The sequence below is a fragment of the Streptomyces sp. NPDC055099 genome (assembly GCF_053607685.1).
On sequence record NZ_JBSGUA010000001.1, the window covers coordinates 596593 to 616576 of the forward strand.

General features: G+C 72.3%; 14 protein-coding genes. 11 read left to right on the forward strand and 3 right to left on the reverse strand.

The features are described from left to right. Positions 1–121: 121 nt before the first annotated feature. The 9 genes from ACWFRU_RS02720 to ACWFRU_RS02760 are packed head-to-tail and all read left to right on the forward strand — an operon-like array spanning position 122 to position 11238. Positions 122–1288 (forward strand): glycosyltransferase family 4 protein, encoded by a 1167-nt coding sequence (locus ACWFRU_RS02720; RefSeq protein WP_453683973.1) that lies wholly within the window; start codon positions 122–124, stop codon positions 1286–1288. Continuing rightward, a complete protein-coding gene (locus ACWFRU_RS02725; protein ID WP_365817266.1) occupies positions 1285–2004 on the forward strand; it encodes a class I SAM-dependent methyltransferase in 720 nt (239 codons plus the stop codon). Before ACWFRU_RS02720 ends, ACWFRU_RS02725 begins: the two co-directional genes overlap by 4 nt. Next, on the forward strand, positions 2001–6530 hold the full coding sequence (locus tag ACWFRU_RS02730) for an alpha-(1->3)-arabinofuranosyltransferase domain-containing protein (protein ID WP_453683975.1): 4530 nt from the start codon (positions 2001–2003) through the stop codon (positions 6528–6530). Before ACWFRU_RS02725 ends, ACWFRU_RS02730 begins: the two co-directional genes overlap by 4 nt. Beyond that, a complete protein-coding gene (locus ACWFRU_RS02735) occupies positions 6527–7909 on the forward strand; it encodes a condensation protein (RefSeq protein ID WP_453683976.1) in 1383 nt (460 codons plus the stop codon). Before ACWFRU_RS02730 ends, ACWFRU_RS02735 begins: the two co-directional genes overlap by 4 nt. After that, positions 7906–8640, forward strand: coding sequence for a class I SAM-dependent methyltransferase (locus ACWFRU_RS02740; RefSeq protein WP_453683978.1), 735 nt, complete (start codon positions 7906–7908; stop codon positions 8638–8640). Before ACWFRU_RS02735 ends, ACWFRU_RS02740 begins: the two co-directional genes overlap by 4 nt. A 16-nt stretch (positions 8641–8656) precedes the next feature. After that, positions 8657–9562 (forward strand): hypothetical protein, encoded by a 906-nt coding sequence (locus ACWFRU_RS02745; protein WP_453684509.1) that lies wholly within the window; start codon positions 8657–8659, stop codon positions 9560–9562. After that, entirely contained in the window at positions 9562–9789 is a 228-nt protein-coding gene (locus tag ACWFRU_RS02750; RefSeq protein WP_453683980.1) for a Trm112 family protein, read from the forward strand. The genes ACWFRU_RS02745 and ACWFRU_RS02750 overlap by 1 nt, the downstream gene beginning before the upstream one ends. Next, a complete protein-coding gene (locus ACWFRU_RS02755; RefSeq protein WP_453683982.1) occupies positions 9786–10625 on the forward strand; it encodes an FkbM family methyltransferase in 840 nt (279 codons plus the stop codon). The genes ACWFRU_RS02750 and ACWFRU_RS02755 overlap by 4 nt, the downstream gene beginning before the upstream one ends. After that, on the forward strand, positions 10606–11238 hold the full coding sequence (locus ACWFRU_RS02760) for a hypothetical protein (RefSeq protein ID WP_453683984.1): 633 nt from the start codon (positions 10606–10608) through the stop codon (positions 11236–11238). Before ACWFRU_RS02755 ends, ACWFRU_RS02760 begins: the two co-directional genes overlap by 20 nt. Here the strand turns inward: ACWFRU_RS02760 and ACWFRU_RS02765 are convergent. The 3 genes from ACWFRU_RS02765 to ACWFRU_RS02775 all read right to left on the reverse strand — a co-directional run bounded on the left by ACWFRU_RS02765 (position 11166) and on the right by ACWFRU_RS02775 (position 17658). Next, positions 11166–12383, reverse strand: a complete 1218-nt coding sequence (locus ACWFRU_RS02765) for a Cmx/CmrA family chloramphenicol efflux MFS transporter (RefSeq protein ID WP_453683986.1) — start codon at positions 12381–12383, stop codon at positions 11166–11168. The two genes, ACWFRU_RS02760 and ACWFRU_RS02765, sit on opposite strands and share 73 nt — an antisense overlap. A gap of 238 nt (positions 12384–12621) precedes the next feature. Next, a complete protein-coding gene (locus tag ACWFRU_RS02770) occupies positions 12622–13503 on the reverse strand; it encodes an ATP-grasp domain-containing protein (protein ID WP_453683988.1) in 882 nt (293 codons plus the stop codon). A 459-nt stretch (positions 13504–13962) separates the two neighbouring features. Next, positions 13963–17658, reverse strand: coding sequence for a S8 family serine peptidase (locus tag ACWFRU_RS02775; RefSeq protein ID WP_453683990.1), 3696 nt, complete (start codon positions 17656–17658; stop codon positions 13963–13965). Between the two features lie 229 nt (positions 17659–17887). On the opposite strand from ACWFRU_RS02775, the gene ACWFRU_RS02780 reads away from it, so the two are divergent. Together ACWFRU_RS02780 and ACWFRU_RS02785 are read left to right on the forward strand one after the other, a co-directional pair. Further along, a complete protein-coding gene (locus tag ACWFRU_RS02780) occupies positions 17888–18244 on the forward strand; it encodes a CU044_2847 family protein (protein ID WP_453683991.1) in 357 nt (118 codons plus the stop codon). Continuing rightward, positions 18241–19956, forward strand: a complete 1716-nt coding sequence (locus ACWFRU_RS02785; RefSeq protein ID WP_453683993.1) for a VMAP-C domain-containing protein — start codon at positions 18241–18243, stop codon at positions 19954–19956. The genes ACWFRU_RS02780 and ACWFRU_RS02785 overlap by 4 nt, the downstream gene beginning before the upstream one ends. Positions 19957–19984: the final 28 nt, after the last annotated feature.

Below are 19984 nucleotides of genomic sequence, written 5' to 3' on the forward strand. Positions count from 1 at the left end.
CCGCACCGCCCCCGCACCACCCCCGCACAGTCACAGCACAGCACCTCCGCAAGCGACCCCCGAACGGTGCAACCCCCCATAGCGACCTCACGGTTCCGCACCCTGACGAGTTGGAGCACGCATGCCCCAGCACGTGCCTTCTCCGCTGCGCGCCGCAACCCCGCGGGTCGCGCAACGGCTACCGGCACCTCCCCCGCAGCCGCGCCGGATCGTTTTTCTCGCCCGGCGCGACCTGGCGAATCCGGCCGCGGGCGGATCCGAACTGCTCGTCGACCGGCTGGCCGACGGCCTGAGCAAGCTCGGCCATCAGGTCACCCTCTTGTGCGGAGGGCCCGCGGCCTTCCGTGACTACCGCGTCGTGTCGGCGGGCGGTGACCTCGGGCACTACCTGCGCTCACGCTCCGCCTTCACCCGGCAGGTCGGCGACTGCGACCTCCTCGTCGAGGTCTGCAACGGCATGCCGTACCTGGCGCCGCTGTGGCACCGTGGGCCCACGTTGTGCCTGGTCAACCACGTGCACACCGATCTGTGGGGGATGCGCTTCCAGGGCGCCCTCGCCCCCGCGGCCCGGCTCGGCCGAAGACTCGAACACTGGTCGCTCTCGGGTGCCCAGCGCGGCAACCTCCTGGTGGCCGTGTCGCCGTCGACGGCCACCGCGCTGCGTGCGATAGGCGTCGACCGGGAGCGCATACGCATAGTCCACAACGGGGTCGAGGAGCCGGGTCCGCTCCACCCCCGCTCGGACGAGCCGATGTTCCTCGCGATGGGACGGCTCGTCGAGTACAAACGCATCGATCTGCTGCTCCGTCTCTGGGAGCGGGTCAGGCCCGTCACCGGAGGACGTCTGGTGATCGTGGGCGACGGCCCCGAGCGGGCCAGGCTGGAACAGATCGCGGGACCCGGCGTCGAGTTCAAGGGCCATGTCTCCGAGGCCGAGAAGCACCGGCTGCTCTGCGAGGCATGGATGCTGCTCCACCCCTCCGCCGTGGAGGGCTGGGGCCTGGTGATCACCGAGGCGGCGACCCGCTCGACCCCGGCCATCGGCTTCGACGTACCGGGCGTCCGTGACTCCATCGAGGACGGCGTGACCGGGCTCCTCGCCCGGGGCGAGAGTTCCTTCGCCGCCGCCTGGTGCACCCTGGCGCTGAGCACCGAGCGCCGTGAGACCTTCGGCAAGGCGGCGGGCGAACGGGCCACCAGCTACCGGTGGGCCAATTCCGTGCGCGAGTTCCAGGCGGTGGCCTCCGAGGCGATCGTCACGCACCAGGCAGCCCAGGGGTCCGCGTGAAGGACCCGTCCCTGCGCCGTTCCGCCACCCTCTTCCGGGCCTTCCTGCGCGAGCAGCAAGAGCCCGAGCGGTGTTACACCCTGCTCGCCCGTGATGCCGCCGACCAGGTCGAGGCCTACGGACCGGTCAAGGGCCGTGTCGTCGTCGATGTCGGCGGCGGCGGTGGCTATTTCACCGAGGAGTTCCGGCGCCGCGGCGCCCAGAGTTTCCTGTTCGAGCCGGACCCGGCCGAACTGGGAGCCAAGCCGCCGGAGGGCTCCGTCGTCGCCGACGGATATCTGCTCCCGCTGGCGGACGGCGTCGCCGACGTCACCTTCTCCTCCAACGTCCTCGAGCACGTGGACGATCCGCAGACGTTCCTCAGCGAGATGGTGCGGGTGACCAGGCCGGGAGGCCTGATCTATGTCTCCTTCACCAACTGGTACTCGCCGTGGGGCGGCCACGAGTGGGCGCCCTGGCACTACCTGGGCGGCGCCCGTGGGCGCGCCCGCTATGAACGGCGTACCGGTAAAGCAGCAAAACACACGCTCGGCGAGAACCTCTTCGCTCACCACGTCGGCCCGACCCTGCGCCAAGTGCGGGCGAGGGAAGACGTGTCCGTCGTGTCCGCGCGGTCCCGCTACTGGCCGTTCCTGGCCAGTGGCATCACCAAAGTGCCGGGTGTACGCGAGTTCGCCACCTGGAATCTCCTTCTCATCCTCAGGCGGTGTCCATGACCACGGTCCAGGCTCCACCCCCGGCGGCAGTCCGGCCGACGGCTGACGCCCCCGAACCCGGCAGAGGCCCGCGCTCCAAGCGCTGGCTCCTCGGGTTCTGGGCCGTGGTGTTCGTCCTCTTCCTGGCGGTGAAGCCGGGGCGGATGACGTTCGACACGAAGCTGGGGGTCGCCGTCGACCCCTGGCAGTTCATCTCCGACCTGGGCCAGCTGTGGCAGGACCAGGGCGGTTTCGGCAGCATCCAGAACCAGTACGTCGGCTATACCTGGCCGATGCTGCCGTTCTACGGCCTCGCGGACCTCGTCCAGCTGCCGGTCTGGTTCGCGGAGCGCCTCTGGCTCTCGTTGATCGTGGCGACCGCCTTCTGGGGTGCGCTGCGGCTCGCGGAGCGGCTGAACATAGGCAGCAGTTCCAGCCGGCTGCTCGGCGCGGTGGCGTACGCCCTGTGGCCGACCTTCACGGTCGTCGTCGGATCGACGTCGGCGGCGGCGCTGCCCGGCGCCCTCCTGCCGTGGGTGCTGCTCCCGCTGACGAACGACCGCATCAGCGCGCGCTCGGCGGCCCTGCGCTCGGCGCTCTTCATCCCCTTCATGGGTGGCGTCAACGCGGCCTCGACACTCGCTTCGCTGCTGCCGGTGGGCCTGTATCTGTTGTCCCGGCCGAACGGACCGCGCAAGCGGAAGCTGATCACCTGGTGGGTGCCCGGCGTCATCCTCGCCACCGCCTGGTGGGTGGTGCCGCTGCTCGTGCTCGGCGTGTACGGCGAGAACTTCCTCCCCTTCGTCGAGAACTCGGCCACCACCACCGGCACCATGTCGGCCACGGAGACCCTGCGCGGCGCCGGCAACTGGGTCGCCTACCTGCACTTCGGCGAGGCATGGCTGCCCGCGGGATGGACGGTCGCGACGTCCGCGATCGTCGTGGTCTGCTCGGCGTTCGCCGCCGCCCTCGGCCTCGCCGGGCTCGCGCGGCGCGACCTGCCCGAGCGGCGCTGGCTCGTCCTGACCGTGCTCTCGGTCGCGCTGATCACCCTCGCCGGCTACGGCGGCTCGTTCGGCGCGCCCTTCCACGACACGGTGCAGTCGTGGCTGGACGGCGGACTCGTCCCCTTCCGCAACATCTACAAGTTCCAGACGGGACTCGCGCTCGCGCTGGTCTTCGGCCTGATGCATCTCGTCGGCGTGGCCGCGCAGGCACGCGGGGCGCGGCCGGTCCGGGGGCGCAAGTTCGCCCCGCTGATCGCCGCCCTGCTCGTGCTGCCGGGGCTCGCCTTCCCCTATCTGAACGGCTCGATCCTCCAGCCCGGCTCGTTCCAGAAGCTTCCCGACTACTGGGAGGCGACGGGCGACTGGCTGAAGAAGTACTCCCCCGACTCCCGCGCCCTCGTGGTGCCCGCCACCGCGCACGGCATCTACACCTGGGGCTCGCCCATCGACCAGCCCCTCGACGTGCTCGCCGAGTCGCGCTGGGCACAGCGGGACTACGTCCCGTTCGGCACGCCCGGCAACCGGCGCGCGATGGACGCGGTGGAGCAGGCGCTCACGACCGGCGGCGCGGTCCCGGGGCTGCAGGACTACCTGACGCGTGCGGGCCTGTACTACGTCGTCGTGCGCAACGACCTCGACCCCGACCAGGTCGGCAACGTGCCGTCCGCGACCGTGAAGCGGACCCTCGAGGAGTCCGGCTTCAAGCGGATCACCGGCTTCGGTCCGACACAGACCGGCGGGATCATCCCGAAGGACACGCCCCTGCAGGTCGAGGGCCTCTACCCGCGTGAGCGCGCGGTGGAGATCTACGCACCGGGCACGGGCGCCGAGCGGCCCGGCCAGGCCGGGATCAAGCCGGTCTCGAACACGGCCGTGGTGAGCGGTGGCCCCGAGTCGCTGCTCCCGCTGTCCGCCGACCCCTCGATGCGGGACCGCCCCTCCGTCCTGACGGGCGACAACCACCCGGGTGTCGGAACTCCCGGTCTGCAGGCGGTCGGTGACGGTCTCCGTCGCGCGGACACCCGCTTCGGCCTGGTCAGCTCCAACACCTCGTACACCTACACACCGGACGAGCGCAACGCGAGCGGAGCCCTTCAGGAGCCGGGCAAGAAGCCGCACCAGATCCTTCCCACCACCGGGATCGAGCACCAGACGACTGCTCACCTGCGCGGCGCGAAGTCCGTGACGGCGTCCAGCTACGGCAACTGGCTCTTCCACCTGCCGCAGTACGACCCCGTGAACGCCTTCGACGGCAACCCGGCCACGTCCTGGGCCGAGGGAAGCCCCGGCAAGCCGAAGGGCGCGTGGATCAAGGCCGAGTTCAGGGCCAAGGAGTCGATTCCGTCCATGCTCCGGGTCACGCCGCTGCCCCAGGAAGGCGTGCGGGCCGCGCCCACCAAGGTGCGCGTGGAGACGGAGCAGGGCAGCCGCACGAGTTCGCTGAAGCCCAACGGCATGCGCCAGAGCATCAAGGCGCCCGAGGGTGATTCGAGCTGGCTGAAGGTCACCATCCTGGACGCGGAGATCGGCCACGAGGGCCTGACCGGCGCCGGATTCGCGGAGATCACCGTTCCGGGTGTGCGCGTGACGAAGCTGCTGCAACTGCCCACGGACACCGGGTCCGAGTCCAGGACGCCCGCCGAGGGCGCCGACGCGACGACGTACTCGATGCACCGCGCCTCCGACCCGAGCGCCCTCTCGCCGGTGAACACCGAGTCGGGGCTGCACCGCCGCTTCACCACTCCGGCCGAGGCCGAGTACGAGGTGAAGGCGAGCGCGCTCCCCGTGGCGGGGGCCGAGCTCGACGAGTTGCTCTACAAGGTGGCGCCCGAGCAGAAGGACCAGATCATCGCGAGCGCCGACTCCACGTCGAAGCTCGGCGGCGGTCTCTCCCCGCGCAACCTCACGGACGGCGACCTGACGACGGCGTGGATCGCCGGTGACAGGCCCGTGGTGCACCTGAAGTGGAAGGGCAAGGTGCCGGTCGGCGAGGTCGTGCTGCCCGCCGCCGGCGGACTCTCGACGCGTCCCGAGAAGGTCGAGATCAGCTCGCCGGACGGCGCGACGATCGCCGGCGTCGACGAGAACGGCAACACGCGGTTCCCGCCGATCACCACGGACGAGCTGACCATCACCATCACCGAGACCGCGCCGCTTGCGGTCCACAACCCGGTGGCGGACAAGGAGCTGCAGCTCCCGGTGGGTCTCACCGAGGTCTACGTCCCGGCGCTCGACAAGTTCCGGACGAAGCAGCCCTCGGCGTCCAAGAAGTTCGAACTCGCCTGCGGTGAGGGCCCGGTGCTCGCCGTCGACGGCAAGCTGCACGCGACGAGCGCGAAGGGTTCGGTACGGGACCTGACCGAGCGGCGGCCCATCGAGGTGACGCTCTGCTCGCGCGGCTCGGAGAACACGACCCTGTCGCTCGGCGCGGGCAAGCACACCGTCGAGGCCGGGGACGGGGGCCCGCTCGCCCTCATGGACGTCTCGATGACGCAGGGCACGCCGGGAGCGATCGACGAGGAGTCACGCTCCCTGGACGTCAAGGACTGGCTCGGCGACCGGCGCGAGGTGTCGGTGGGCGCGGGTTCGGCCTCGTACCTCTCGACCTTCGAGAACATCAACGACGGCTGGAAGGCCACGCTCAACGGCAAGGAGCTGTCGTCCGTACGTCTCGACGGCTGGCAGCAGGGCTTCCTGGTCCCCAAGGGTGAGGGCGGCACGGTCAAGCTCTCCTACGAGCCCTCGCGGATCTACGAGATCGGCCTGATCGGCGGTGGTCTCGGCATCCTCGCCCTGATCGCCCTGGTCGTGATCAAGCGCCGCGAGCCGAACCCGGACGGTCCGGACCTGGCGCCGCCCGCCCCGGGGCTGATCCTGGGCACGGTCGCGCTGACGCTGGTGGCCGCGGTCATCGCGGGCTGGTTCGCCCTGCTCGTGCCGGCGCTCGCGCTGGTCGCCTGGCGCCGTCACGCGCTGCTCGTGCCGCTCGCCTTCGTGGCGATGGCCGGGGCGGGGATCGCGGCGGCCATCGGTGCGGGTGAGCCGAGCACGGCCGACGAGGGCGCGTTCAGCCCTCTCGCCCAGCTGCTCGCGCTGATCGCTCTGTTCGCGGCGCTGGTGAGTGTGAAGGGTGCCCAGGAGGGGACCACCGCGGCAGCCGGGGGACCCGGTGGCGGCGGCGAGTTCGCTCCGTATGAGCCGCCTCCGCACCAGCCGCCGCCCGCCGCTCCCCCGGTGATGCCTCCGCCCCCGGTCGGCGGCGGCACCCCCTCACCGGGCCCTGACCGGGACCTGGGCACGACTCCGCTGCCGCGCCGCAAGCGCGGGGAGAGCGGGCCGGGCTCCGACGCGAGCGACGACCCGCGGGCCACCAGTTCGACCATCTCGGCCAGGGGCCCCGCGGCGGCCCAGCCGGAACCGGCACCGCCGGGTGCGCGGACCACGCGGACCACGCGCTTCAGGCGGCGCAGGCCAAGCAATACGGAGGGGCTCGCGGGAGCCGCGGCGCCGTCCGCCTCCGGGGAGGACACCGACCGATGACCGCACTCGATCAGCCGGCCCGTCACGCCGACGGACCCGAACGGCCGCCGCGGCGCGTGCCGTTCCCCGTCGTCGACGAGGTCTCCCGGCACTGCCTCCAGGAGGAGGAGCCGGAGACGGTCCACATCGAGGTCCACCTGCCCGGCACCCCGGACCCGGCCCGCCTGAAGGCCGCGTTCACCGAGGCCCTGCGCCGCCACCCGCGCATCCTGATGCGGGAGGCGCGGGGGCCTTGGTACCGCCGTCGCTACGAATGGGAGCTGACGGCGGAGCCGGACGTGGAGGTGGTGACGTTCCCGCCACCGGAACGGGACGCGCTCAAGAAGGCCCGCACCCGTTCCCTCTCGCAGGCCCCGCCTCTGTCGGCCTCACCGCCGATCCGCCTTGAGGTGATCGCCCAGGAGGAGGACAGCGGCGAGGCCACCTCCGGCAGCGTCCTCTTCCTCACCATCAATCACACCGCTCTCGACGGCCCCGCCTGCCTCCGGGTCCTTGCCACCGCCGCCGAGCTGTACGGCGGGCAGGACAACTCGCCCGCCGCGCCCCCGTCGCGCACGCCCACGTCCGCCGATGCCGAGAGCACGGTGGACGTGGGGGACGCGCCCTCCGGGTGGGCTCCGCCTGCCCGGGTCTCGCGCGGGACGCCCGAGCCCTCTCCCGGCAACGGCATGCTCGTCGCCGAACTGCCGGTGCCCCGGCGGCCCAAGGGCGCGCCGTTCACCGTGAACGACCAGCTCATGGTGGCGACCGCGCTGATGATCGCGCACTGGAACCGGGAGCACGGCGCGCGACCGAAGCCGTTCCGGATCACCATGCCGGTCGACGACCGGCCCCGCAGCATGGACATGCCCATCGGAAACGGCACCCGGCTGGTCGAAGTCCCCTTCAGCGCTGCCGAGTTGACCTCCAAGGAGTGGGGCCCGGAGGACATCGGGGCGCTCCTGCGCCGCACCGCCGACCGCACCCGCGCACTCAAGGCCCTCTCCCGGCCCCAACTCGGCCGCGGGGCCGCCCTCCTGACCTCGCCCGTCCTGCCCGTCACCCTCAGGGCCGCCGTGACGCGCGGCCTGCGCAGAGCCGCCGCGCCCTGGACGTCCACCACGCTGCTCAGCAACATCGGCCGCGTCCCGTACTCCCTGGACTTCGGCGACGCCGGACGCGCGCACGCCGTGTGGTTCTCCGCGCCCGCCCGGCTGCCCCGCGGCCTGACCGTGACCACGGCGTCCACCGCGGGCCGGCTGCACGTCGCCCTGCGCTGGTCGAAGACCCTGCTCAGCAGCGGCGACGGGGCGCACCTGCGCGACCTCTTCGAGCACTACCTCCACGCCACGGAGCACACGGAGCCGACGGAGCACACGGAGGAGGGGAAGAAACCTTGACCAGCACCAGCACCGCGCCCCGCGACCTGCGGGACTTCTACGAGGACCCCTCCGTCCCGGTGGCCTCCGGCGACGCCCGCAGCCTGCGCCAGGCCCGGATGCTCGCCGACGCCATCGGCCCCGCCACCGCCCGCACGGCCGTCGTCCTCGACATCGGCTGCGGCGACGGCACCGCGGCCGCGACCGCCGCCCCGCTCCTCGCGGGGCATCGCGTCGTCGGCGTCGACTGGTCCCAGGACGCCCTCAAGCGGGCGCACGCGCATCTGCCGTACGTCGTACGCGGTGAACTCACCGACGGCGGACTCCCGTTCGCCGACGGTTCCGCGGACGCCGTCCTGTTCAGCGAGGTCATCGAGCACCTCGTCGACCCCGACAGTGCCCTGGACGAGCTGAGAAGAGTGCTCAGGCCAGGGGGGCATCTGATGCTGTCCACGCCCAATCTCGCCGCCTGGTACAACCGCGGGCTCCTGCTCGCGGGGGTCCAGCCCGTCTTCTCCGAGGTCAGCCTGCGCGGCATCCACGGCCGCCCGGGGAGCGAGGTCGTCGGACACCTGCGGCTCTACACCGCCCGTGCGCTGCGGGAGTTCGTCGCGGCGTCCGGCTTCGACGTGGTGCGCGTCGCCGGTGCGCCCTTCCACGGCGTACCGCGTCCGCTGCGCGCCCTGGACCGGCTCGCCTGCGCCGTGCCGAGCGCCTCGTCGATCCTGCTGCTGCACGCCCGAAGGACGTAAGGCCATGTGGTGGGGTGTGGCCGCCGCCCTGCTGGCGAACGTCCTCTACAGCACCGGGTTCGTCCTGGAGAAACGGGCCCTGACCGCCATGCCGTCCGTCAGCGTGCGCAAACCGGCGCGGCTGCTCAGGCAGGTCGTCTCCAGCCCGCTGTGGATCGGCGGATCGCTCGCGCTCGCCGCCGGGTTCGGCGCGCAGCTCGCCGTTTACCGGACGCTGCCGATCGCCGCCGCGCAGGGCATCTTCGTCTCCGGGCTCGTGCTCCTGCTGCTGCTCTCCTCCGTGCTGCTCGGCGAGCAGACATCGGGGCGCGAGCGGTACGCCGTCGGGGCCATCCTCGCCGCGCTGCTCATGGTGGTCCTCTCGCTCGACGAGGAGGCGGACACCGTGAGCCGCGGCGCGCCCGTCGCACTGGTCCTCACGGTCTGTCTGCCGTCGCTCGCGGCGGGGGTCCTGCTGTACGGATCGGCCGAGCGCCGCGCGAAGCACCGGCACCGGCTGCCGACGACGGGCGTCGAGTACGGGGTCGCCGTCGGCCTGCTCTACGGGGTCAGTTCGCTGGCCATCAAGGGCGTGTCCAGCTACCTGACCACGCAGGAACTCGGCTCGGCGCTGCTCGACCTGCTCGCCTCCCCGTATCCGTATCTCCTGATGTTCACCGGTGCGTTCGGCCTGATCATGTCCCAGGCCGCGCTGCAGCGCTGCCGGGCCTCGCTCATCGTCCCCGTGTGCACGACGGTTACCGCACTGTTCACCGCGGTACTCGGCACGCTGGCGTTCGGCGAGCCGCTGCCGGAGGAGCCCCTTCGTCTCGCCCTGCGGATCGCGGGCACCGCGCTCGCGGTCTCCGTGCTCCTCGCCATGCCCAAGCATGACGCCCCGCCCCCTCAACCGACGCCCCCGACCAAGGAGTTGACCAGCTGATGAACCCCGAAGATCCGCTGCTGAAGATCCTCGCCTGTCCGCTGGACAAGGGCCCGCTGCACCTTCTGGAGCCCGCGGAACCCCTCGTGCCGGACGAGGCCCTCTACAACCCGCGGCTGCGCCGCCGCTACCCGATCGTCGACGGCATACCGCAGCTCCTGCCCTCGTCGGGAGAGCAGATATCGGAGGACGAGCACGAGCAGCTCCTGAAGCGGATCTCCCCGTGACGGGCCCCAGCGAGTCCGGGGCGAGCCCCCACAAGACCGTGGCCGCCCGCCTCGCCCCGCACCTCCCCGCCCGGCTCATCGGCGCCCTGGCCCGGCTCGTCTACCCCCGCTTCGAACCGGAGCTGGCCCGCCTCGCCGACCTCTGCCCACGCGACTGCGGCACGGCGGTCGACGTCGGCGGCTGGTACGGCCCCTGGTCGCGCCGGCTGGCCTCGCGGGCGCGCCGCGTGGTGACCGTGGAACCGGTGCCGCATCTGGCCCGGCTCCTGGAGACCTCCACGCCCGGCAACGTCCGGGTGATCCAGGCCGCGGCCACCGACCGCCCCGGCACGGCACGGCTCTGGCTGCCGCAGGGCGACCGCGGGGACCGAGGGGTCTCCTCCCTCATCCGCAGGGACATCCACGCCAAGGCGGTCGAGGTGCCCTGTCTCACCCTGGACGGGCTCGGCCTGCGTGACGTCGGCTTCATCAAGATCGACGTGGACGGCAACGAACTCCCGGTCCTGCACGGCGCCCGCGATCTGCTGACCCGGGACCGGCCCGCCCTCTTCATCGAGCTGGAGTCCCGCATCCAGCCGATCGAGCCGATCGTCGAGCTGCTCACCCGGCACCACGGCTACGAGGGCTGGGTCCTGCCCCACCACACCTGGCTGCCGCTCGCCGACTTCGACCTGGAGACGCACCAGAACGACACGTCGTACGTCGTGTCGCAGGGCCTACTTCGCAGGGTGCTCACGCCGCGCAGGCCCCGGTACGTCAACTCCGTCCTCTTCCTTCCCGGCGGGCGCCGCCCGGGAGCCGCGACGGTGCGCGACCATGGAGCCCATGTCCGCTAGCTCCGCGTTCACCCCGCTCGACTTCCAGCTGGTCCTGTTGCGCCGCATGGCCGACCACCACCCGGACCTGGTGGAGGCGGCCCGGCACGAGCTCGGCGCCTCCGTCGCGGACATGCGCGAGGCCAACCGCCGCTGGCAGGCGATGTCCCGCTCTTCTCCGAGCTCTCGGCTTCGCTCGAGCAGGGGAGACCCCAACCGCTCGCGCGGCGCGGCCTCCCGTTACCGCTCGGTCCTCGGCCCGCCCGAGGCCACCGTGACCCGCCGGATCGGCGACCTGGAGTGCGAGGCCCTGTTGTGGCCGGTGCCGCTCTGGCCCGACCTGCGCTTCGAGGTCCTTCGCGCACCGAACGGCGCGGTGTGGAACGAGTGGCTGATCCGGGCGACCGGCGCCCCGGGCCCCGCGCTCCGCACCCTTGAGGACCTCACCCCCTGGTCGTGCACGGTCGACGAGGCCGCCCGCGCGTTCGCCCCGGCCCGCCCGATGGAGGGCACGGCACCCACGCGCTGGCGGCTCGCCTTCACCGCGCCGGACGGCGCCGGTCAGCCGCGGCGCTGCGTCGCGGAGTTCACCTGGGGACTGCTCCAGCGGCTGTCGTTCCCGGACGGCCCCTGACCCCTCCTGCTAAGGAGGAGGGCCACGGCCCCCACCGCGAGCGCGAGCGTTACGAGCAGCGCGCTGACCCACAGCGGCGAGCGGTGGCCGAGCCCCGCCGCGAGGGCGACGCCGCCGACCGCGGGACCGATCGCGGCCCCCACGTTCAGCGCGGCCGTGGCGAAGCCGCCGGAGAGCGTGGGGGCGCCGGTCGCCGCGTACAGCGCCTGGGTGATCAGCGCCGAGCCGACGCCGAAGGACAGCGCGCCCTGGACGAGGACGAGCACGACCGCCGCCACGGAGTTCTGGGCGGTCAGCGCGAGGAGCACCCATCCCGCGAGCAGCGCCACCGCGCCTGTGAGGAGGAACGGGACGGGCCGCGCGTCCGCGAACCGCCCCGAGACCGTGACCCCGGCGAACGACCCGACGCCGAAGAGCGCGAGGAGCGCGGGCACCCAGCCCTCGGAGAAGCCGGTGACGTTCGTGATCACCGGCGAGAGATAGGTGAACGTACAGAAGGTCGCGCCGTTCACCAGCGCCCCGAGCAGCAGCGTCACCACCAGACGCGGCTCGCGCAGCGACCGCAGTTCCGCGCGCGCGTCGGCCCGGTCGGTGGCGGGAGCACCGGCGGGCACGGACCGCAGGATCGCGAGGACGGCGGGCACCGAGACGAGGGCCACCGCCCAGAACGCGGGCCGCCACCCCCAGAACTGCCCGAGCAGCGCGCCGCCCGGGACGCCCGCGACGCAGGCGAGGGTGACGCCGCCGAGCAGGACCGACGTGGCCCGCCCCTTGGCGTTCGGCTCGACCATGCCGACGGCGGCGACCAGCGCCACCGCGAGGAACCCGGCGTTGGCGAGCGCGCCGACGACGCGGGTCGCGAGCAGCACGGCGAAGCTGGTGGTCAGCGCGCCCACGACGTGGACGAGCAGGAAGGTGACCAGGAAGGCGAGCAGCGCGGTCCTGGGTGGCCGGCGGCGGCCGAGCACGGCCATCAGCGGGGCGCCGACGACCATGCCGACGGCGAAGGCCGAGGTCAGGGTTCCGGCTGTCGAGAGGGACACGTCGAGGTCGGCGGCGATGTCGGGGCCGAGACCGGAGAGCATGAACTCGGATGTGCCTTGCGCGAAGACGGCAAGTCCGAGCATGTAGAGAGCAAAGGGCATGAGAAGACTCCGCACCCACGTCATGGGTCGACAAGGCGGCGGCTCAGCCGTGCGGCTACCGCGCCAAGGAGAAAAGGGGAAGGTCAGTCCGCGCTGCGGCGATGGGTCCGGTGACGTGAGAGAGAGCCACCGGTCATGCCGGCCGGTGGCTGGAGTCTGTCGGACTCGGGACTGGACATGGCGGCAGCGTAGACACGCCTCTGACGCCACGTCCACCCCAATACTCGGAGTGCCCGGCTTACCCGGCGGCGGTGAGGATCTCCTCGGTGACCGCGGACAGCGAGCCCTCGTGCAGGTCGAGGAAGAGGTTCGGCTCGACGAGTTCGAGTTCCATGACGCAGGGCGCGCCGTCCGCGTCGTCGACGAGGTCCACGCGGGCGTACAGCAGCTCGGGCGAGCCCGGCACCGCGGCCAACGCCCGTGCGGCAACGCCCAGTTCGCCGGGGGTCGGCTGCCACGGGCGCAGGTCGGGGTGCGGCATCTTCTCGTCGTCGTACGCCGCGCCCGGCGCGAGCACCGCGCCCTTCCGCACGGCGTGCAGGAACCGGCCGCCGACGTAGACGAGCGCGCGTTCGCCGGTCTCGTCGACCTCCGGCATGTAGGGCTGCACCATCGCGGTCAGACCCTCGCCGTGCATCCGCTCGATGTGCCGTACGGCGGCGTCGTACTCGCCCTTCTCGTACCGGGCGGCATAGCGCGCGCCCGCCCCGGCGGTGGGCTTGACGACGAACTCGCCGTCGTCGGGTATCTCCAGGGGGTCGCCGGGTGCCAGATAGCGGGTCGGCACGACGGACACCCCCTCCGCCGCGAGCTCCGCGAGGTACCGCTTGTCGGTGTTCCACCGCACCACGGAGGCCGGGTTGGCCAGGACGGTGAGCCGCGCGACCCGTCCCGCCCAGGCCACGAACTCGGCGACGCGCTCGCTGTAGTCCCAGGCGGACCGTATGACGACGAGGTCGAACCGCTCCCAGTCGACCTCCGGGTCGTCCCAGGAGACGGTGGCGACATCGGCGTCCGCCGCGCCGAGCGAGCGTGCCAGCTCGGGGAGGTCACGGTCGCGGCCGGTCTCCAGCTGAGGTCTGCTGGTGACCAGGGCGATCGTGGGGCGGTCGGGTGACACTAGGCCTCCTGGGGTCGAATATTCGCCCCGCAGGCTAACAACTTCCCGACGTGCTCCCGACAAGCCCCGTCCCAGGTAGCGGCGACCCGCTCCTTGGAGACCGCCCACGCCCCCCGCATCTCGAAAATGCGAACAGGGGAGCAGTTGTTCCCTGGAACAGGTGATCGTCACGCCAGAGATTGCATGTGGCCTCTGTGATTGACGATGATTACGGTGCGCAAGCGACGGGCTGCAGACCGTAGTTACAGCGCTCCCGACTCATGTCCCATACGGAGTCCGGGAGTTGGAACATCCTGAAAGTCCCACAAGGAGAAGCACCACCATGAACATCATCACTGACGTCGTCGCCGGTATCGCCCACTTCCTCGGCTGGCTGGTCTGACGTCACCCAGAAGTACTCACAGCGACGCCGCCTCCCCCGTCCCAGGGGAGGCGGCGTCGCCGCGTTCGGGGCCTTCGCTACTTCACCCCGGCCGCCCGCACGATCTCCTGCGTGACGGAACCGCCCCGGTCGTCCTTCGCCGAGGCCCGCAACGAGATGAACTCGGCGGAACCGGGAACCTTCAGCTTTCCGCTCCAGGCGGCCTTGGTGCCGTCCCGGTCCAGCTTCACGCCGGTCCAGCTCTTCCCGTCGTCGTACGACACCTCGAGCTTGCCGCCGCCGATGGTTCCGGTGTCCGGCGCGCCCTTGACGTACTCGGAGAAGATCCCGACCGGCACGCTCCGGCCGCCCCGTACGTCGCCCGCGAGGTCCGTGTCCACGTCGAACCCGAGGTTGAGCAGCGGCAGGAAGGTCTTGCGGTCGCTTGCCGTCTCCTTCGACGTGAAGGTCCACTCGGAGTGGCCCTTCGTGGCCAGGCGCCACCGCTCCGGGTCGAGCGTCGTGTCCGTCACGACCTTGTACGTCGTCGGCTCCGGGTTCGCGTCCCATGCGTACGCCGCCGAGCTCTGACGCCGGTCGACCAGCTTCCCGTCCGCGTGGACCTCGGTGAACTGCGTCATCGACTCGTCGTTCCACACGTCACCGAACCCCGTGTGGTCGGGCCCGGAGTCGCCCCACCCGGGGACGTTGAACTCCAGGTTGTTCCCGGTCCGCTGCTGGCCCCAGCCGAGGCCCGTGCCCAGCCACGGGTGCCACACGGGCTTGAACCAGTTCAGCTCGCCGTGCTTGCCGCCCCGGTAAGTGACCAGGCCGCTGCGCTCCTCCAGGACGCCAGGACCGACCGACACCGACTCGTGCCACAGCTGGCCGGCTCCCGTGGACGCGTAGTCCGTCCGCTCCACCGGATAGTCGATCTTCTCCTGGAAGCCGATCCCGACCTCGAAGGTGTCGGTCAGGGAGTAGCGGAACTCGCCGCCCGCGACGGGCTTCACCGCGTGGAACTTCGTGTCCAGGACGGCCAGTTCACGATTCGACGGCTCGTACGTCAGGTCGCGGGGCACCGCACCCTTGTGGCCCTCCGAGACGTCGTAGACGTACGGGGTGCGTGAGGTCGCCGTCGTCTCCACGGTCCGGCCCGCCTTCGCCGCCGCCCGCAGCCGCGCGCCGTCGGCGGCGTCGACCGTGCCGATCCGCAGCGGCCGGTCCGCGTTGTCGTCCGTGCCGAACCAGGCGTTGAGCCTGCCCGGCGCGTCGTCCGTCACGAACAGCGCCTTCGCGCCCGCGTCCTGGGCCGCCTGGCCGATCTGCGCGGGCGTCGCCTCCGATCCGGCATCGCGCCGCACGATCACGGCCTTGCCCTTGACGTCCTTGCCCGCGTACTCGGCCGCCGTGCCGCCGCCCACGTCCACGATCCGCAGCCTGCTCCGGCCGTCGCCCACGGTGCCGCCGGGCTGGGCGACCACCTCGCCGAGGCCCTTGACGTCCAGGGACGGCTTGCCGAGGCGCCAGACGGTGCGGTACTCGAAGCTGCCGTCGCTCACCTTCGCGGTGGGCGCCGCGAAGACGCTGTCGTACTTGACCGGCACCTGGACCGCGCCCTGCAGAACGGCGCCGTTCGCGCGGCGGTCGTACTCCATCAGGAGCTGGCGGGTCTCCGTGCGCTTGCCGACGTCCACGCCGATCTCACGCAACTTGCGTCCGTCCAGCGTGACTTCGCGGTCCCTGTCGAGGACGATCTCGGGCGCGGCGAGGAAGCCGAGGCCCAGGGAGTCCTTGCCGTCGGCGCCGCGCACGTCGAGGAACGAGGAGAGGGCGTACGTGCCGGGCTTCAGGCGCAGTTCCAGCGTGCCGGACGCACCGACCTCCGCCTGGACGGGGTCGACCTGCTCCGCGAGCCGCTGGTAGACGAGGCCGGCTCCGGTCGCGGCGCCGTCACGGTCCTTGACGCGGACGGTGAGCGTGTACCGCTCCTCCTCCTTGACCAGGCCGAACGCGGTGTGCGCGACGGGCTTCCCGGCGGCGCTCGCGACGATGCGGCCACTGGTGTTGCCGACGGGCGCCTTCGCGCCGTCACCGGTCACCGTGGTCGACGCGGTGCCGTGCGCGGGAACGGTGAGCGTCTTGTCGGCGAGGGTGGCGACACCCTCGGCCGCTCCCTCGGCGGCGAGGCTCAGCTCCACCGCCGCGTCGGAGGTGTTCGTGTACGTCACCGTCCTGGTGACGGGCTTGTTGTCCTCGTACGGCCAGGAGTAGAAGCCGAGGTCGGCGCTGCCGGTCGCGGTGACCCGCGCGTCGATCGCGTCGGGCACGCTGACCCGCCCCGCGCCCAGCGCGTACGCCGACGCGTCCAGTCGCGTGGACGTCGACATCAGGGCGTCCTTGAGGCGGGCCCCGCTCCAGTCCGGGTGCTTCTCGGCGAGCAGGGCGGCCACGCCCGCGATGTGCGGCGTCGCCATCGACGTACCGCTCATCTCGGTGTAGTAGCCCTCGCCCGCGGCGAGTTGGGACCGGGCGGCGAGGATGTCGACGCCCGGCGCCGACAGGTCGGGCTTGAGGGCGTTGTCCCCGGCACGCGGGCCCTGGCTGGTGAAGTAGGCGGCCTCGTCGGCGGAGTCGACGGCACCGACGGTCAGCGCGGAGTCCGCCGCGCCGGGCGAGCCGATCGAGGAGGGGGCGCCGGTGTTGCCCGCGGCGACGACGAAGAGGGCGCCGGTCTCCTTGGACAGGGTGTCGACCGCGGCCGCCATCGGGTCGGTGCCGTCACTGGCCTCCTGTGAACCGAGGCTCATCGAGACGACCTTGGCGCCGACGTCCTTGGCCGCCCACTCCATGCCCGCGATGATCTGCGACTCGCTGCCGGAGCCCTCGTCGCTGAGCACCTTGCCTACGGAGAGCGCGGCACCCGGCGCCACGCCCTTCTCCTTGCCGGCCTCGGACTCGGCGCCGCTGCCAGCGACGGTCGAGGCCACATGGGTGCCGTGGCCGTTGCGGTCGGCGACCTCCTCGCCCGGGATGAAGCTCTTGGCGGCGTCCACCCGGCCCTTGAGGCCGGGATGGCCCGCGTCCACACCCGTGTCGAGGACGGCCACCTTCACGCCCTTGCCGGTGAGCCCTGCCTCCCAGGCCTTGGGGGTGCCGATCTGCTCGTTGCTGAGGGCCATGTCGGCCTCGACCCGGCCGTCGAGCCAGATCTTGTCGATGCCGTCCGCGAGGTCCCCGCCCTGAGCGACATCCCGCCAGAAGGTTCCCGGCTCGGCCGCCTTCACCGCCAGGCCGCCCACGCTGGGCAGCGCACGCACCTTGTCGGCACCACGGGGCGTCGCCGGTCCCGCGCCACGGCGGGCGTTCTTGTCGTACGTGACGATGAGCGGCAGCGCGCCGCCCTTCTCGTCCCCGAGCCCCTGGCGTATCAGCTCCGTCACATCGAAGAGCCGCTCGTCGAGGGTGCCCGCGCTCAGGTAGGGCCGCGCCTCGTCCGGTACGACGGTGATGCGGTCCCCCGCGATCTCGCTCCGGACGGCTCCGGTGGCCCCGGCGGGGCGGTCGACGGTGACGGTCCGCTTGCCGCCGCCGAGTTCCGTGACGGTGACCTTGTCGCCGGTCACCAGGGTGACCGTGTGGGCGGCGCGCGCGGCGGACGTGGCGGGAGTGGCCCGCCCTTGCGGCACGTCGGAGGGAGCCGCGGTGGCGGCCTGCCCGGCCGGCAGCAGCGCGAACGCGAGGCCGACGGCAGGCAGCAGCCTGGCTCTTCGCCACGCGGGGGATCGGGTCATGGGTGCCCTCTCTTCGTCGGACCCGGGCGGGGGTGGTTCCCGGGTGCTGCGAAAAGTGTCGGGGGGCTTGTGTTGCACGGGTGTTGACGGGTGCTGGCGGGAAGCCGCCAGGGCACCTTCCCGCCAGCCTCACCCGTACGGTCCGTTGCCCGGGACGCGGGTGACAGCCGCAAGGACCTTCCGTAACAATGCGGTTGGCAGGTGCGGCACGGGTTCGACGGGGGCATTGATGGACGATCTGGTGGAGTTCACGACCGACGACGGCACGCGGGTCGTCATGGCCGACGTGGAGGACACGCACGGCTCCCACCTCATCTCACGCGGCGAAGGCCCCTCCCGCGCGGTCCGCACCTTCGAGGAGTCGCTCGCCGGAGCCCGCGCCGCCGCCGAGTCCGCACTGCGGGTGTTCCGCGACGGCAGCCTGCGCCCGGACTCGGTGGAGATCGAGTTCGGCGTGCGCATGTCCGCGGAGGCGGGCGCGGTGATCGTCAAGGGCACGGCCGAGGGCCACCTGGTGGTGCGCCTCGCCTGGACCCCGGACGGGCCCTCCGCCGCGACCCCGCCGGAGGCCACCCCCGCCCCATGAGCAGCGCATCGTGGCACGCCCGCATCGCGTGCGGGAGCGAGGTCGGGGCGGGCTTCCTCGTGTCCGAGCGGCACGTGCTGACCTGCGCGCACGTGGTCCGCAGCAGTGGCGCGCCCATCACCGTCTCCTTCCCGCACCGCGAGGATCTCGGCGGCGTGAGCGCCGTCGTCGAGGCACACGGCGGCTGGGACGGACACGGCAGCGACCTGGGAGACCTCGCCGTCCTGGAACTCGCCCACGCGGTACCTGTACGGCCCGCCGAGTTCGCGGCACCCGACGACGCCTACGCCGAACCCCGCCCCCGGCTCCTGGTGTACGGATTCCCCAAGGGCTACCGCGAGGGCACCCTCGCCGAGTACCGCGCCACCGCCGCCCAGCGGATCGCGGACGAGTGGGTCCAGCTGGAGGCGTGGAGCGCGCACGGGCAGCCCCTGGCACCGGGGTTCAGCGGCGCGGCGGTGACCCTCGCGGACAGCAACCGCGTGGTGGGCATGGTGTCGGCCGCCGCCCGCGCGTCCAGCGGCGTACGCAACGGTCGGATGCTGCCCGCCTCCGTCATGGCGCGCTACTGGCCCCCGCTCGGCGACCTGGTCCCCATCCCCGGCCAGCAGCGGCCCGCGAAGGAGCGGCTGCGCGCCCTGGTGGACCGGGCGCAGGAAACCGACGTCGCCCGCGACGCGGAGCGGCTGTACCGCGACGCGGTGGGACCGTTCGGGCCGCCCGTGCCGCCGGAGGGCTTCGGATCGCTGTGGTCGGCGGCCTGGTACATCCTCTGGGAGGTCGAGGACCCGGAGGCGGTGACGCGCCTCGCCGACCGACTCGCGGGCCTGCTCGAAGCGCCCGCGGCCCCTGCCCCGCCGAAGCCGGGGGAGCCTGGGGAACCGCCCGTCTGGTCCCCCATCCTCGTCGAGATCGACCACAGCGGCGCGGGCGACGACCAGCTCCTGGTCGAGGTGTCCGCCTACCGCGAGGGGCTGCGCCACCCCGTGAGCTCGCACACCCTGCCCGCGGGGCACGTGCGCGCGTACGTCCAGGAAAGCGTCGACGACGCCTTCTCCCATCTCACCCCCGGAACCGACGAGTTACTTGCCTTTGTGCTGCCGCGTGCGCTGCTCAACTGGCCGGTGGCCCGGTGGGCGTGCGGGGCCGACGACCCGACCCCGCTCGGCTGCTCGTACCCCCTGGTCGTGACCGACCGCTCCCGCCGCAAGGGCGGTCTGCGGCACCGGCTCGCCCGCAGGTGGGAGCACCTGGACGACAGCCCGGCGACCGCCTTGCACCGCGTCGAGTGCGGCACCGAGGAGAAACCGAACAAGCTGCGGTTCCGGCTGCGGCGCGACGGCGCGGACCTGGCCGGGTTCGCCGCACCGCCCCGCGCCGAACGCGCCGGTCCCGACGCCGAGGTGACGCACTTCGACGTCTCGCTCACCGTGCCGGTGCCGGTCATCCTGTGGCCGCGCACGGGCTGCGAGGACCCCGGCCACCGCGACGACACGGGGTGCGCGGGCTCCGACTTCCTGGACCGCATCGCCGCCCACGTCGAGGGGCGTTCGCCCGCCGAACTCCCGCGCACCATCCTGTCGTTGCGGGAGAGCGCGGAGGCGTCGGACGAGCCGGACACCCACTGGGCGAGGGACGTGCAGCTCCTGTGGGACGACCCGCGCTGCTTCCCCGACGCACCCGCCGCCCACCACCACTCCCCCGTCGCCTGAGCCCGCCGCCCGCCTCGCGCCCCTCGCG